We start from the raw sequence: 15201 nt of genomic DNA on the forward strand, positions 1-15201 counted from the left end.
CGCGATGTCGCCATCGCGGGGCTTTTTTTCTGATGCGAACAAGGTCAGAGAATCGCCAGTTCCACATCGATGTTGCCGCGGATCGCGCCCGAGTACGGGCAGGTCTGATGCGCGGTGTCGACCAGCTGGCGTTGCTGTTCGGCCGCCAGGCCCGGCAAGGCGATGTTCAGCTTGACCGCCAGCGCGTAGCGCGCGCCGCCGTCGGTCTTGCCCAGCGACACCTCGGCGTCGACCGCCACGTCGCGCGGCACGGCGATGCCGAGCTTGGCGCCGGCCAGCTGCATCGCGCCGATGAAGCAGGCCGAGTAGCCGATGCCGAAAAGCTGCTCGGGATTGGTGCCGGGCCGGCTCGACCCCGGCGGGCTGAGCGGCAGCAGCAGCGCGCCGTCGTCGGTGCGGCCGGCGCCGTCGCGGCCGCCGGTGGTGTGGGTGTGGGCGGTGTACAGCACGGTTTCCAGCGTATGGGACATGATGGCTCCTGGTGTCAAAAAATGGGGAACCTGGATTGCACCAAGGCGCTGTATCCTGCCTGTGTCCGCGATCCGCGGGTTTTGCGTCGTACTGTATCCGGGCGCGCCCCTTCCCATGGAATCTTCCCCCGCATGAAACGAGCGATCATCATCGGCGCCACCTCCGGCATCGGCCGCGAACTGGCCAAACGGCTCTCGGCCGAGGGCTACGTGCTGGGCCTGGTGGGGCGCCGCGCCGAACTGCTCGACAGCCTGCGGGCCGAATTGCCGCGCCCGGCCCACACGCTGGCGCTGGACATTGCCCGCGACCCCGGCGCGGCGCAGGCGGTGCGCGACCTGATCGCCCAAATGGAAGGCCTGGACCTGTTCGTCATCAGCGCCGGCGTCGGCTTCCTCAATACCGACCTGGAGTGGGACAAGGAGGCCGACACCATCGCCGTCAACGTGCAGGGCTTCGCCGCCATGGCCAACGTCGCGCTGCGGCATTTCATCCTGCACCGCAAGGGCCACCTGGTGGGCATCTCGTCGGTCGCGGCGCTGCGCGGCAGCGGCGCGGCGCCGGCCTACAACGCCTCCAAGGCGTTCGTGTCGAACTACCTGGACGGGCTGCGGCGGAAGGTGCGGCGCCTGCAGCTGCCGATCGCGGTCACCGACGTGCGCCCGGGCTTCGTCGCCACCGCCATGGCGCAAGGCCAGGGCCTGTTCTGGGTGGCGTCGCCGGAGAAGGCCGCGCGGCAGATCGCCGCCGCCATCCGCCTGCGCAAGAAGCGCGCCTACGTAACGCGCCGCTGGGCGCTGATCGCCGCGCTGCTCAAGCTGATGCCGTAGGCGCCGCGCCGGCCTCCGGCGCCAGCTGCGTGAACGCGCCGGGGCCGGCGCGCTCGGTCATGGCGTCGAGGATGCGCTGGATCAGTTCGGGCACCAGCGGATGCGGCGGTTGGCCCGCCAGCGCGGCCATGCCCACGCAGTAGTCGATGACCGGCCGGAACGGACGCCGGACGATGCCCATGTCCTGGCACAGGCCGGCGAACAGGCCGTTGACGATCGACACGCCGATGCCTTGCGCCGCCAGCCGGCAGGCCATTTCCACCGAGTGCACCTCGGCCTTGATCTGCGGCATCATGCGGCCCTGGCGGAAGGCCTGGTCGATCTGCTGGCGCAGCGAGCGCTGCCGGCCCAGCAGCACCAGGTCGACGCCGATGAGGTCGGCCGGGCCGATCGCGTCGAGCGCCTGCAGCGGATGCCCCGGCGGCATGACGCAGACCGCCTCGGTGGCCAATCGCAGCAGCATCGACAGGCCCGAATTCATCGGCGGCGAGCGCACCAGCGCCAGGTCGGCCTCGCGGCCCAGCACCGCGACCTCGCTGGCTTCGTAGGTGCCCACCAGCACTTCGAGCGCGACGTCGGGATGATCCGCCAGGAAGGCCTCGGCCACCGCCGGCATGACCGATTGCGCCACCGTGCTCGGCAGCTGCACGCGGATCAGCGTGCGCCGCTGCCCGCCCAGCCGCAGCTGGTTGACGTGGCGATGCAGGGACTCGGCATCCGAGATCATGTTCTGCACGTCCGGCAGCAGCGATTCGGCCTCGGCCGTGGGGTGCAGGCGGCCCTTGCGGCGCACGAACAGCGGCACGCCCAGGTCGGCCTCGAACTGGCTCAGGAGGCGGCTGACGGCCGGCTGCGACGAGCCCAGCCGCTGCGCGGCCTCGATGGTCGAGCCGGTGGTCATGAAGGCGAGAAACGCCTCTAGCTGCTTGAAGTTCATCCTGTCCCGCAAGGTCCGCAATGCCGGCCCCGCGCGGCGAATCGACGCGCGGGGCCTAGGGTTAACACCAAATTTCTCGTCATTCACATAGCCATATGCCGCCTTCGCATACGGTTGCCAGCCGGGCGCGATGGATCGAACATTCCGCCCATCCGGATTCTCGCCATTCATGAATCCGCAATCAATACGCGATATCGCCGATATTGTCCGGCAAGGAGCCCCCCGATGCGCGCCGTTCCGTTTCCCGCTTCCTGTCGCCGCGAGGCGCCATGACCGCGTTCATTATCCGCCGGCTGTGCCAGAGCCTGGTGATCCTGGCGCTGACCTCGCTGATCGTGTTCGCCGGCGTCTACGCCATCGGCGACCCGATCGAGATCCTGGTGCCGGCCGACGCCACCCAGGCCGAGATCGCGCAGGCGGTGCAGTCGCTGGGCCTGGACCTGCCGCTGTACCAGCAATACCTGAAGTTCGTCGGCAACGCGCTGCACGGCGACCTGGGCAACTCGTTCGTCTTCAACCAGCCTGCCATCCAGCTGATCCTGCAACGCCTGCCGGCCACGCTGGAGCTGGCCTGCGTGGCGTTGCTGCTGGCGCTGGCCATCGGCCTGCCGCTGGGCCTGGTGGCCGGCCTGAAGCCGGATTCGGCGCTGGACCGCGGCATCATGACCGGCTCGATCCTGGGATTCAGCCTGCCCAACTTCTGGCAGGGCATCATGCTGGTGCTGATCTTCTCGGTGACGCTGGGCTGGCTGCCGTCCACCGGCCGCGGCCCCACCGGCGAGATCTTCGGCATCTCCACCAGCCTGGCGTCGTGGGACGGCATCCGCCACCTGATCCTGCCGGCGCTGAACCTGGCGCTGTTCAAGATCGCGCTGATCGTGCGCCTGACCCGCAGCGGCGTGCGCGAGACGATGCCGCTGGACTACGTGAAGTTCGCCCGCGCCAAGGGCCTGCGCGAATCGCGCGTGATCTATATGCACGTGCTCAAGAACATCATGATCCCGATCGTCACCGTGGTCGGCATGGAGTTCGGCTCGCTGATCGCCTTCGCCACCGTCACCGAGACCATCTTCGCCTGGCCCGGCGTGGGCAAGCTCATCATCGACAGCATCATGAAGCTGGACCGCCCGGTGGTGGTCGCCTACCTGCTGATCGTGGTCACCATGTTCATCGTGCTCAACCTGCTGGTGGACATCATCTATTCCGTGCTGGATCCCCGTGTCCGCGTGGGAGCCTCCGAATGACATTGCTTCCCAACAAATGGCTGCCCAGCCGCGACACCACCCTGGGCCAGGCGCTGCACGGCGTGCTCGACAGCCGCCCCGCGACCCTCGCCGCGATCATCTTCCTGCTGCTGGTGCTGGCCGCGCTGCTGGCGCCGTGGATCGCGCCGCAGAACCCGTATGACCTGGCCGCCATCACCATCCTGGACGGCCGCATGCCGCCGGGCAGCCAGGGCATCTATGGCGACATCTACTGGGCCGGCACCGACGCCCAGGGCCGCGACATGCTGTCGGCCATGATGTATGGCCTGCGCACCAGCCTCTCGGTGGGCGTGCTGAGCGGCCTGTTCGCCATGGCCGTGGGCACGGTGCTGGGCCTGACGGCGGCGTACTTCGGCGGCCGCATCGACGCGCTGATCATGCGCCTGGTGGACCTGATGCTGGGTTTTCCCACCATCCTGGTGGCGCTGATGATGCTGGCCATCCTGGGCCAGGGCGTGGACAAGGTGATCCTGGCGCTGGTGGTGGTGCAATGGGCCTATTTCGCCCGCGCGGTGCGCGCCACCGCGGTGGTCGAGCGCCGCAAGGAATACATGGAGGCGGCGCTGTGCCTGGGCCTGAGCCACCGACGCGCGCTGTTCAGCCAGCTGCTGCCGAACTGCATCCCGCCGGTCATCGTCATCGCCATGATCCAGACCGCCAACGCCATCGCCGCCGAGGCCACGCTCAGCTTCCTGGGCATCGGCCTGCCGGTCACCGAGCCGTCGCTGGGCCTCTTGATCGCCAACGGCTACCAGCAGATGCTGGCCGGCCTGTACTGGATCAGCGTGTTCCCCGGCGTGCTGCTGCTGACCGTGGTCTTCACCATGAACATCGTGGGCGACCGCGTCCGCGAGGCGCTCAATCCGCGCCTGCAGAAATAGGAAGCGCCATGCATTCGGCATCCCCCACCCTTTCCGTGCGCAACCTGCGCACCTGGTTCCACACCCGCGCCGGCCTGGTGCGGGCGGTGGACGACGTCAGCTTCGACGTCCATCCCGGCGAGATCCTCGGCCTGGTCGGCGAGTCCGGCTCGGGCAAGTCCATCACCGGCTTTTCCATCCTGGGCCTGATCGATCCGCCCGGGCGCATCGACGGCGGCCAGATCCTGTTCAAGGGCACCGACCTGGCGACGCTGTCGCGCGAGGAACTGCGCCAGCTGCGCGGCAACCGCATCGCCATGGTGTTCCAGGACCCGATGATGACGCTGAACCCGGTGTTCCGCATCGAGACCCAGATGGTCGAGACGGTGCTGAGCCACGAGCGCTGCAGCCGCAAGGCGGCCTGGGACCGGGCCCGCGACACGCTGGCCGCGGTCGGCATCCCGTCGCCGGCCGAGCGCTTGAAGGCTTATCCGCACCAGCTGTCGGGCGGCATGCGCCAGCGCGTGGCGATCGCCATCGCCATGCTGCACAAGCCCGACCTGATCATCGCCGACGAACCGACCACGGCGCTGGATGTCACCATCCAGGCGCAGATACTGGCCGAAATGCAGAAGCTGTGCGCCGAGACCGGCACCGCCATGGTGTGGGTCAGCCACGACCTGGCGGTGGTGGCGGGCCTGGCCGACCGCGTCTGCGTGATGTACGCCGGCCGCGTGGTCGAGTCCGGCAGCACCGACGACATCCTCGACCGTCCGCGCCACCCGTACACCATCGGCCTGATCGGCTCGGTGCCGAGCAACGAACACACCGGCGACCGCCTCTACCAGATCCCCGGCATGGCGCCGTCGCCGCTGGCGCTGCCGGCCGGCTGCGCCTTCAACCCGCGCTGCGGCCACGCCACCGAGCGCTGCCGCGCCGAACAGCCGCCGCTGGAGGCCGCCGGCGGCCGCGGCCTGCGCTGCTTCCATCCCCAGACTGGAGTGCTTTCGTGAGCCCGACGATCCTGATGCAGGCCAACCAGGTGTCGCGCCTGTTCGTGAAGCGGCCCGACTACGCCGAACGCCTGGCCGGCCTGCTGGGCGCCAAGGTGGCCTCGCACACCGTGCACGCGGTCGACCGCGTCGACCTGACCATCCACCAAGGCGAAGTGGTCGGCCTGGTGGGCGAATCCGGCTGCGGCAAGTCGACGCTGGGCCGGGTGCTGGCGGGCATCCTGCCGGCCACCTCGGGCAGCATCCAGACGCCCGCCGGCGAACTGTCCACCCTGAGCGGCCGCGCCGCGCACGCGCAGCGGATGGCCACGCAGATGATCTTCCAGGACCCGATGTCCTCGCTCAATCCGCGCAAGCGGGTGCGCGACATCATCGGTGAGGCGCCGCTGGCCAACGGCATCATCGCGCGCCGCGACTACGACGACTACGTGGTGCAGGTGATGCGGCGCGTGGGGCTGGACCCGGACTACCGCAACCGCTTTCCGCACCAGTTCTCGGGCGGCCAGCGCCAGCGCGTGGGCATCGGCCGAGCCTTGGCGGTCAAGCCTGGCTTCCTGATCTGCGACGAGTCGATCGCGGCGCTGGACGTGTCGATCCAGGCGCAGATCCTGAACCTCTTCATGGACCTGCGGCAGGACCTGGGCCTGACCTATCTCTTCATCAGCCACGACCTGGGCGTGGTGCGGCGCATCAGCGACCGCACCGTCATCATGTACCTGGGCCGGGTGGTCGAATCCGGCCCCACCGCCGAGGTGTTCGCCGCGCCGCGCCATCCCTACACCCAGGCCCTGCTGCAGGAAGTGCCGCGGCTGTCGAACCGCAAGCGGCGCTTCAACGCCATCAAGGGCGAGATCCCGTCGCCACTGCATCCGCCGGCCGGCTGCCATTTCCATCCGCGCTGCCCGCAGGCCATGGCGCGCTGCAGGACCGAACAGCCCTTGCTGCGCGTCACGGCCGACGGCCATCAGGCCGCCTGTCACCTGCTCGACGGCGCCGGCGCCGCGCCCCTTCAAGGAACTCCCGCCGCATGAACCGCTTTTCCACTCCGATCCGCCGCGGCGTCGCCGCGCTGGCCCTGCTGGCGCTGCTGGCCGGCGCCGCGCCCGCCCTGGCGCGGCCGCTGCTGACCATCGGCCATTCCAGCGAACCGTCGTCGATGGACCCGCTGTTCTCGCGCACCGGCAACAACCAGGCCGCCGCCGAGAACATCTTCGAGCGGCTGGTGTCGACCGACGAGAACATGCAGATGCGGCCGGGCCTGGCCCTGTCGTGGCGGGCGCTGGCGCCCGATACCTGGGAGATCAAATTGCGGCCCGGCGTGCGCTTCCATGACGGCACGCCGTTCAGCGCCGACGACGTGGTCTTTTCGCTGGCGCGCGCGCCCAAGGTGCCGAACAGCCCGGCGCCGTTCAGCGGCGCGGTGCGCTCGATCGCCGCGGTCGAGGTGGTCGATCCGCTGACGCTGCGCATCCGCACCAAGGAACCCACGCCCGACTTCATGGAGCAAATCGGGCTGGTCTACATCCTGTCGCGCCACGCGGCGCAGGACAAGCGCTCGGAAGACTTCAACAGCGGCGTAGCGACCATCGGCACCGGCCCCTACAAGTTCGTGCGCTGGCAACCGGGCGACAGCCTGGAGCTGGCGCGCAACGACGCCTACTGGGGCGCGCGGCCGGACTTCGACCGCGTGGTGATCCGCTACATCGCCAACGACGCGGCGCGCATCTCGGCGCTGCTGTCGGGCACGGTCGACCTGATCGACAGCGTGCCGCCGACCGACGCCAAGGCGCTCACGGGCAAGGCCGGCTATACGCTCTATCGCTCGCCGTCGGCGCGCCTGATCTACCTGGCGCTGGACTCGGCGCGCGACGCCAGCCCGTTCGTCACCGACGCGCAGGGCAAGCCGATGACGGTGAACCCGCTCAAGGACGTGCGGGTGCGCCAGGCGATCTCGAAAATGTTCATGCGCGGCCCCATCACCGAGCGCCTGCTCAGCGGCGCCGGCGTGCCGGCCGGCCAGATGGTGCCCGAGGGCCTGGGCGGCTACAGCCCCAACCTGCCGGCGCCCGCCTACGACCTGGAGGGCGCGCGCGCCCTGCTGGCCGAGGCCGGCTATCCGCACGGCTTCGGCCTGACGCTGCATTCGTCCAACGACCGCTTCGCCGGCGACAGCGACCTGGCCCAGGCGCTGGCGCAGATGATGGCGCGCGCCGGCCTGCGCATCAACGGCGTGGTGACCCAGCCCTACAACGTCTACGCCGGCGCCAGCGGCAAGCAGCAGTACAGCGCCTTCATCTTCTCGTACGGCAACAGCACCGGCGATTCGTCCAATGGCCTGACCAATGTGCTGGCCACCTACGACAAGGCCGCCGGCACCGGCGCCTTCAACCGCGCGCGCTATTCCAATCCGGCCGTCGACCGCCTGCTGGCGCGGGCCGCGGTGGAGTTCGACCCGGCGCAGCGCGACGCCCTGCTGCGCCAGGCGGCGGAGACCGCCTTCAACGACGTCGGCATCGTGCCGCTGTATTTCCCGGTGGCCTTCTGGGCCGCGCGCGACGGCACCGTCATGCGCGCCAACAAGCTCGAACGCACCTCAATGCTGTACATACAGGAAGCAAAATGACCGCCCCCGAAGTTTCTCCCGCCGTCCTGCTGGCGGACCAGATGGTGCGCATGCGCGACGGCGTGCGCCTGACCACCGACGTGCACCTGCCGCCCGGCTATCGTCCCGGCCACGACGCCCCGCTGCCCGTGATCCTGGAGCGCACGCCCTACGGCAAGGCCGAGGTGTCGCGCTCGGAACAGATCGACGGCCGCCTCGGCGTGCCGCGCCCGGACGTGGCGCGCTACTTCACCGCGCGCGGCTTCGCGGTGGTGTTCCAGGACTGCCGCGGCCGCTACGGCTCGGAAGGGCATTTCACCAAGTACCTGTCGGAAGGCCCGGACGGCTTCGACACGCTCGCCTGGATCCTGCAACAGCCGTGGAGCAACGGCCGCGTCGGCACCATGGGCCTGTCGTATGCCGCGCACACGCAGATGGCGCTGGCCTGCCTGAATCCGCCGGGCCTGGCCTGCATGGTGCTGGACTCGGGCGGCTTTTCCAACGGCTACCAGTGCGGCATCCGCCAATCGGGCGCGTTCGAGCTGAAGCAGGCCACCTGGGCCTACAAGCAGGCCAAGCTGAGCCCGGCCGCGCAGCAGGACCCGCTGGTGCTGGCCGCGCTCGAAGCCGAGGACATCCGCCAGTGGTTCACGCGCATGCCGTGGCGTCCCGGCCATTCGCCGCTGGCCAGCGCGCCCGAGTACGAGGACTACCTGTTCGAGCAATGGCGCGCCGACGCCTTCGACGAATCCTGGCGCCAGCTGGGCATCTACGCCCAGGGCTACTACGACGCGATTCCCGACGTCCCGGTGGCGCTGATGTCCAGCTGGTACGACGCCTACGTGCGCACCACCATGGAGAACTACGCCGGCCTGACGCAGGGCCGCCGGTCGCCGGTGCGGCTCATCATGGGGCCGTGGCTGCATGGCGACCGCAACACCACCCACAGCGGCGATGCCGAATTCGGCCCGCGCGCCGCCTTCGACGGCAACCTGGCGCAGCACTGGCTGGGCTTCCGGCTGGCGTGGTTCCAGCGCTGGCTGCAGGACGCCCCCGCCGGCGCCGCGCCGGACCCGGCGGCGCGCCTGTTCCTGATGGGCGGCGGCAGCGGCGCGCGCGACGCGCAGGGCCGCTTCGACCACGGCGGCGCCTGGATCCAGGCCGACGCCTGGCCGGTGCCGCAGGCCCGCGCCACCGCCTTCTACCTGCACGCCGACGGCCGCCTGGATCAGCGGGCGCCGGCCGGCGATGCGGGCCAGCTGCGCTACCAGTACGATCCGCGCAATCCGGTGCCTACGATCGGCGGCGCGCTGACCTCGGGCCAGCCGGTGTTCGAGGGCGGCGGCTTCGACCAGCGCGAGGATGCGCGCTTTTTCGGCGTGCGCCAGCCCGGCCTGCCGCTGGCCGCGCGCGACGACGTGCTGGTGTTCCAGACCGAGCCGCTGCCAGAGGCCCTGGCGGTGGCCGGGCCGGTGACCGTCAGGCTGCACATCTCGTCCGACTGCCCCGACACCGACTTCACCGCCAAGCTGATCGACGTCTACCCGCCCAGCGCCGACTACCCGCAGGGCTACGCGCTGAACCTGACCGACGGCATCTTCCGCTGCCGCTTCCACGAGACCTGGGACGAGGCGCGACCGCTGGCGCCAGGCAAGGTCTACGAGATCACCATCGAGCCGTTCGCCACCTGCAACCTGTTCCAGCGCGGCCACCGCATCCGCCTGGACATCTCCAGCAGCAACTTCCCGAAGTACGACGTCAACCCGAACAGCGGCGAAACCGCCGCCGACGCACGCGAGAAGCGCATCGCGCTGAACACGCTGCACCTGTCGGCCGCGCACCCGTCCAGCGTCACGCTGTGCGTGGCCACGCCGAGCGACCTGACGCCACTGCCCGCGCACGGTGCGCTGCCATGACCCGCTAGCGCCCGCCCCAGACCTCCGCTTGCTTCACCCTTTGCCGCCGGCGCGCCGGCGGCAGGGGCTTCTTTTGTCCAACGCCATACCAATCGAGGGGATCACACCATGAAAAGAATCATCCGCCATCGCAGCACGCTGGGCGCCGCCCTGGCCCTGAGCTGCCTGAACCCGGCGCAGGCCGCCGAGACCAGCAGCGTGACGCTGTATGGCCTGGTCGACCTGGGCACCACCTATGAACGCAAGGACGGCGCCTCCAGCCTGCGGCAGAAAAGCGGCAACCAGTCGGGTTCGCGCTGGGGCCTGCGCGGCGCCGAGGACCTGGGCAACGGCTACAAGGCCGTGTTCCGCCTGGAAAGCGGCTTCAACGCCAACAACGGCACGCAGGCGCAGGGCCGCATGTTCGGCCGCTGGGCCTACGTCGGCCTGGCCGGCGGCTTCGGCGAAGTGCGGCTGGGACGCCAGTGGGTCTACGGCTTCGAGTGGGCCGGCGTCGGCTCGCCGTTCGGCACCGGCTGGGGCCAGTCCTCCAACAACGCCAGCCTGGGCTACAACGACGGCGACTTCGGCGCCGGCGGCCGCGTCAACAACGCCGTGTTCTACGCCACGCCGCGCGTGGGCGGCTGGCAGGCGGGCCTGGGCTACAGCTTCGAGGCCCACGACGGCGAGGCCTTCGCCACCGACGCCCACGACCGCGTGCTGACCACCGGCCTGCGCTACAACGGCGGCCCGGTGGCGGCGGCGCTGACCTACGAGCGGCTCAATCCGAATTCGCAGCTGCCGAACAAGAAGACCGCGGGCAACCTGCAGGTGGCGGGCTCCTACGACTTCGAGTGGATCACGCTGCACGGCACCTACGGCAACCTGCGCAACGCCAACACCGGCCCATCGGCGGGCTACGACCGGGTCAATTCGTACATCGCCGGCGTCAGCGCGCCGCTGGGCAAGGCCGGCACGGTCATGGCCTCGTACCAGCGCGCCACCGGCTCGGACATCACCGGCTGGGCCCTGGGGTACCAGCACGACCTGTCCAAGCGCACCAACCTGTACGCCTACGTCAACCGCCTGGACATCCGCGAATCGCACACGCTGCAGACCTCGGTCGGCATCCGGCATCAGTTCTGACCGCTATAGAAACGCGCGCGTGCCCCACCAGCCGGGCAGCAGCAGCGCCGCCGCCCACAGGAAGGCCGAAGCCCAATTGGCGACCTGGAACGCGGCGGCGCGCATGCCGCAGATGCCGGCGATCATCGGCACGGTGGCGCGCAGAGGGCCGAAGAAGCGGCAAAGCACGATGCTCAGCACGCCCCACTTCTGGATGAACCGCGTGCTGCGATGCAGGAGTTCGGGACGTTTGCGCAGCGGCTTCGATTGCGTCAGGCTGGGCCCAAACCACACGCCGCAGGCGTACTGCACCCAGTCGCCCAGCGCCGCGCCCACCGCGATCGCCAGCCATACCGGCACGAAGCCGCTATCGCCCAGCCCCAGGATGGCGCCGATCGACAACAGCAGCGCGGTCCCGGGGATCACCAGCGCCACCAGCGGCAACGACTTCAGGAAGGCGAACGCGAACCCCAGCGGCGCCAGCCAGTCGGCGTGGGTCCGGGCGAAGTCGACCAGGGTCTCCTGCAGGGAATGGAAGGTTTCGAACAGCATGCGGCGTCGGCATCAGGCAGGCATCAGGGCCATCGTACCCGGCCCGGGCCTCAGACGATCACGTCGCGCAGGCCGCGCGGCTGCCGCGACACCAGCCCGGCCAGGCGCGCCAGCGCCTGCGCCAGCGCCTCGCGCTCGGGGATGCTGCCCAGCGAAATGCGGATGGCGTTGGGCGCGCCGGGGCCCTGGTGGAAGGCTTCCGACGACGTGACGCTCAAGCCTTCGTCGCGCGCCACCCGCTCCAGGTCGGCGGCGGTCCAGCCATCGGGCAGCGGTTGCCACAGGTGGATGCCGGCGGCCGCGGCCGGGAACGGCCCCGGCAACAGTTGCCGCGCCAGCTGCTGGCGCGCCTGAGCCTCGGCGCGCACGCCATCCAGGATCTGCCGCGCGGCGCCGCTGGTGATCCATTGCGTGGTCAGCACCCCCATCAGCGGCGCGGCCATCACCGCGAAAGACCGCATCGCCGCCAGCACGTTGCGGCGGCTGTCCCGGTCGGGCCCCAGCACGAAGGCGGTGCGCAGGCCGGGCGTCAGGGTCTTGGCCAGCGTGGCGATGTAGAACACCGAGGCCGGCGCCAGGCTGGCCAGGGCCGACGGCGCGCCGTCCAGGAACAGCGAATAGGGGTCGTCCTCGATGATGCGCACGCCGCAGGCCACGGCCGAGCGCACCAGGTCGCGGCGGCGCGCGACGCTCATGGTGTGGGCGGTGGGGTTCTGCAGCGTGGGATTCAGGTAGACCAGCCGGCCGCCGTCGCGGCAGGCGCGTTCGAGACCGGCGGGCGTCATGCCGTCGGCATCGGACTCGGCCACCAGCACGCGGCGCCCCAGCTGCTGCGCCGCCGTCAGCAGGCCGGGATACACCAGCGGCTCGGCGATGATGCCGTCGCCCGGCCGGCTATAGGCCAGCATCACCGCGGCCAGCGCGGCCTGCGCGCCGGGGCACACCAGCACGCGGTCCGGGTCGACCCGCTCGACCGACTGCGCCAGCCACTGCGCGCCGGCCTCGCGTTCGGCCGGGCCGCCGCCGGCCTGGTGGTAGGTCATCATCACCCCGACATCGTGGCGCTCCATGGCCTTGGCCAGGCCGCGCCGCAGCAGGTCCTGCAGGTCGCAGCCCAGCGGCAGCGGCGGCATGTTCATGCCCAGGTCCAGCATCTGCAGCAGCGGTTGTTCGGCCGGCCGCGCGATGAAGGTGCCCAGCGGCCCGCGCGCCTCGAGCAGCCCGCGCTGGCCGGCCTCGGCGTAGGCGCGCGTCACGGTCGTCAGATCCACCCCCAGGTGCTGCGCCAGGCCCCGCTGAGGCGGCAGGCGGTCGCCCGGCTGCATGCGGTTGGCGGCCACCGACGTCTCGATGAAATCGGCGATCTGGCGGTAGCGGGGGCCGGCGCCGCGCACGAACGCCAGCGTCCAGGATGCATACATGTCGTCGTTATGCATTGGTTCTATTGCGCAAGAATGTCGCAATGTATGGATGATATGAGTCGACCAGTATGGCGACAAACGCCAGTTGAGTCCATACATCGGGAATCTTGTACGGCCTTTTTTTGTACGGCCTTTCCGGGCCGTCCTGCAGCCGTCGCGGGCCGGGCCTGCAGGCGCCGCGCATGGCGTTGCACCGCCGCACGCACGCCAGCCGTGCGCGCCCCGCACGCCCGCCGCGGGCGACGGCCGCGGCGGGCGATGCATAATCAGTCTGAACAAGATCAACGCCCGCGCCGGCCGGGGCGTGGCCCTGCCCTCGCGGGAACGGCCCCGCCGGCCGCGCCCCTCCCGCCGACTCCATGCGACCCGACCTGAACCTGCTGTACGCGCTGCAAGCCCTGCTGGAAGAAGGCAGCGTCGTCGGCGCCGCCCGCCGCATGAACCTCAGCGCCCCGGCCATGAGCCGCACCCTGGCGCGCATCCGCGAAACCACCGGCGACCCGATCTTCGTGCAGTCCGGCCGCGCGCTGGTGCCGACGCCGCGCGCGCTGCAACTGCGCGAGCAGATCCAAGACGCGCTGCAGCAGGCCAGCGGCGTGCTCGCGCCCGGCGAGCAGGTCGACCTCAAGCGGCTGGACACGCGCTTCAACGTGCGCGCCAACGACATCTTCACCGGCATCTACGCCGGCCGCCTGCTCGACGCGCTGCAGAACGACATGCCGCGCGCCACCTTGCGCTTCATGCCCGAAGAGGATGACGTCGACGACGAGATGCTGCGCGCCGGCCGCGTCGACCTGTTCATCAGCGCCTCGCGCCAGCTGGGCCACGAGATCCGCGTGCAGCCGCTGTTCACCACCCGCATGGTGGGCGTGGCCTGCGCAGACCATCCGCTGTTCAAGGACGAGATCAGCGCGCGGCGGGTGGCGCGCTGGGGCCACATCAGCGTCTCGCGCCGCGGCAAGTCGCACGGCCCGATCGACGAAGCCTTGGCCAGGCAGGGGCTGGACCGCCAGGTCACCCTCACCGTGCCCACGCCCAGCGCGGCGCTGCTGGCGCTGCATGGCTCCGACCTGATCCTGCCGCTGCCGGAACAGCTGGCGCGCGCCGCCATCGAGATGGGCATGAAGATCCGCCTGTTCGACATGCCGCTGGAACTGGAGCCGGTGCTGATCATGCAGGCCTGGCATCCGCGCTTCCAGCATGCGCCCGCGCACCAGTGGCTGCGCCGCACCATCCGCGCGCTGACCGAAGACGCGCGCGACGCCGACCCCGCGCCGCGCTGACGCGGCCCGCGCGCCAGCCGTGCGCGCGACGCATGCCTGGCGTGCGAACTCTCGACTTCTCCGCGCCCGCACCCGCTCCTAGACTGGCTCATCGCAAGCATTCAGGAGCGATGCGTTCATGTCTGAAGTCCGGTCCGCCGTCGCGGACATTCCTCCCTCGTGGCCCGGCCGCGCGCGGGCCCTGCTGTCGCGGCTGGATCTGACCACGCCGCGCAGCGCCTACGTCGCCCGCTCCACCGCCGCCGCCCTGCTGGCGCTGGCCGTGGCCTACCTGCTGGAACTGGACACGCCGTTCTCGGCCGCCTCCACCGTGCTGCTGGTCATCAACCCGGTCCAGGGCGCGGTCATCGGCAAGGGCGCGTGGCGCGTCATCGGCACGCTGGTCGGCATGCTGGCGGCCGTGGCGCTGATGGCCGTGGCCGGCCAGCAGCCGCTGCTGTTCGTGCTGGGCTTTGGCGCCTGGCTCGGGCTGTGCGTCGCGGCCATGACCCTGCTGCGCCATTTCCGCGCCTCGGGCGCGGTGGTGGCGGGCTACACCATCGGCCTGGCGACCTACGGCGCCATGGGCCATCCCGAACATACCTTCGAGCACGTCATGGGCCGCGGCGCCACCGTGATGATCGGCGTCGTCTGCCTGGGGCTGGTCAGCAGCCTGTTCAGCGCCCGCACCCTGCGCGTTCGTCTCCATGCGCACTACCAGCGGCTGGCGGCCGGCGTGGCCGGCGCGATCGCGCGCCAGCAAGGCGCGGCGCCCGCCGAGGCGCTGGCGGCGCGGCAGGCGCTGATCGCCGACGTATATGGCGTGGACGATCTGCTGGCGGCCGGCAAAGCCGAGTCGGAGGACCTGGCGCAACGCGCGGCCGCCGTGCGCAATGGCATGGCGGCGTTGTTCGGCGCCCTGATCGGCGGGACCCCGGCGCGCACGGACGAGGGCCCCGCCGCCCAGGCCC

14 protein-coding genes are annotated in these 15201 nt (G+C 70.4%); 10 read left to right on the plus strand and 4 right to left on the minus strand.

Going from position 1 to position 15201, the window contains the following annotated elements:
* Positions 1-44: 44 nt before the first annotated feature.
* Entirely contained in the window at positions 45-470 is a 426-nt protein-coding gene (locus H0523_RS11090) for an organic hydroperoxide resistance protein (RefSeq protein ID WP_054431602.1), read from the minus strand.
* 132 nt (positions 471-602) lie between these two features.
* Between H0523_RS11090 and H0523_RS11095 the strand changes: the two genes are divergently transcribed.
* Entirely contained in the window at positions 603-1298 is a 696-nt protein-coding gene (locus H0523_RS11095) for an SDR family NAD(P)-dependent oxidoreductase (protein ID WP_054431603.1), read from the plus strand.
* Here the strand turns inward: H0523_RS11095 and H0523_RS11100 are convergent.
* A complete protein-coding gene (locus H0523_RS11100; RefSeq protein ID WP_054431604.1) occupies positions 1282-2235 on the minus strand; it encodes a LysR family transcriptional regulator in 954 nt (317 codons plus the stop codon). The two genes, H0523_RS11095 and H0523_RS11100, sit on opposite strands and share 17 nt — an antisense overlap.
* Positions 2236-2504: 269 nt before the next feature.
* On the opposite strand from H0523_RS11100, the gene H0523_RS11105 reads away from it, so the two are divergent.
* From H0523_RS11105 to H0523_RS11135, 7 genes are all read left to right on the plus strand, one after another.
* Complete coding sequence (locus H0523_RS11105; protein WP_054431732.1) at positions 2505-3479, plus strand: ABC transporter permease; 975 nt, start codon at positions 2505-2507, stop codon at positions 3477-3479.
* Positions 3476-4381 carry an ABC transporter permease gene (locus tag H0523_RS11110; protein WP_054431605.1) on the plus strand — a complete coding sequence of 302 codons (906 nt, stop codon included), beginning with the start codon at positions 3476-3478 and terminating at the stop codon, positions 4379-4381. Before H0523_RS11105 ends, H0523_RS11110 begins: the two co-directional genes overlap by 4 nt.
* 8 nt (positions 4382-4389) lie before the next feature.
* The gene (locus tag H0523_RS11115) at positions 4390-5373 is read left to right on the plus strand and encodes an ABC transporter ATP-binding protein (protein WP_054431606.1); all 984 of its coding nucleotides are present in this window, start codon (positions 4390-4392) and stop codon (positions 5371-5373) included.
* A complete protein-coding gene (locus H0523_RS11120; protein ID WP_082380501.1) occupies positions 5370-6404 on the plus strand; it encodes an ABC transporter ATP-binding protein in 1035 nt (344 codons plus the stop codon). The genes H0523_RS11115 and H0523_RS11120 overlap by 4 nt, the downstream gene beginning before the upstream one ends.
* On the plus strand, positions 6401-7996 hold the full coding sequence (locus H0523_RS11125) for an ABC transporter substrate-binding protein (RefSeq protein WP_054431607.1): 1596 nt from the start codon (positions 6401-6403) through the stop codon (positions 7994-7996). The genes H0523_RS11120 and H0523_RS11125 overlap by 4 nt, the downstream gene beginning before the upstream one ends.
* The gene (locus H0523_RS11130; RefSeq protein ID WP_054431608.1) at positions 7993-9891 is read left to right on the plus strand and encodes a CocE/NonD family hydrolase; all 1899 of its coding nucleotides are present in this window, start codon (positions 7993-7995) and stop codon (positions 9889-9891) included. Before H0523_RS11125 ends, H0523_RS11130 begins: the two co-directional genes overlap by 4 nt.
* A gap of 108 nt (positions 9892-9999) precedes the next feature.
* Complete coding sequence (locus H0523_RS11135; RefSeq protein ID WP_054431609.1) at positions 10000-11016, plus strand: porin; 1017 nt, start codon at positions 10000-10002, stop codon at positions 11014-11016.
* A 3-nt stretch (positions 11017-11019) separates the two neighbouring features.
* On the opposite strand, the gene H0523_RS11140 is transcribed toward H0523_RS11135, so the two are convergent.
* Positions 11020-11547 (minus strand): DedA family protein, encoded by a 528-nt coding sequence (locus tag H0523_RS11140; RefSeq protein WP_156333155.1) that lies wholly within the window; start codon positions 11545-11547, stop codon positions 11020-11022.
* 50 nt (positions 11548-11597) lie between these two features.
* The gene (locus tag H0523_RS11145) at positions 11598-12983 is read right to left on the minus strand and encodes an aminotransferase-like domain-containing protein (protein WP_054431610.1); all 1386 of its coding nucleotides are present in this window, start codon (positions 12981-12983) and stop codon (positions 11598-11600) included.
* A gap of 344 nt (positions 12984-13327) precedes the next feature.
* On the opposite strand from H0523_RS11145, the gene H0523_RS11150 reads away from it, so the two are divergent.
* Together H0523_RS11150 and H0523_RS11155 are read left to right on the plus strand one after the other, a co-directional pair.
* Positions 13328-14251, plus strand: a complete 924-nt coding sequence (locus H0523_RS11150; protein ID WP_054431611.1) for a LysR family transcriptional regulator — start codon at positions 13328-13330, stop codon at positions 14249-14251.
* Between the two features lie 118 nt (positions 14252-14369).
* On the plus strand, positions 14370-15201 hold an 832-nt coding region (locus H0523_RS11155), incomplete at its 3' end, for an FUSC family protein (RefSeq protein WP_180180057.1).

This window comes from Achromobacter insuavis (assembly GCF_902859645.1).
In the GTDB taxonomy this organism is placed as follows: domain Bacteria; phylum Pseudomonadota; class Gammaproteobacteria; order Burkholderiales; family Burkholderiaceae_B; genus Achromobacter; species Achromobacter insuavis.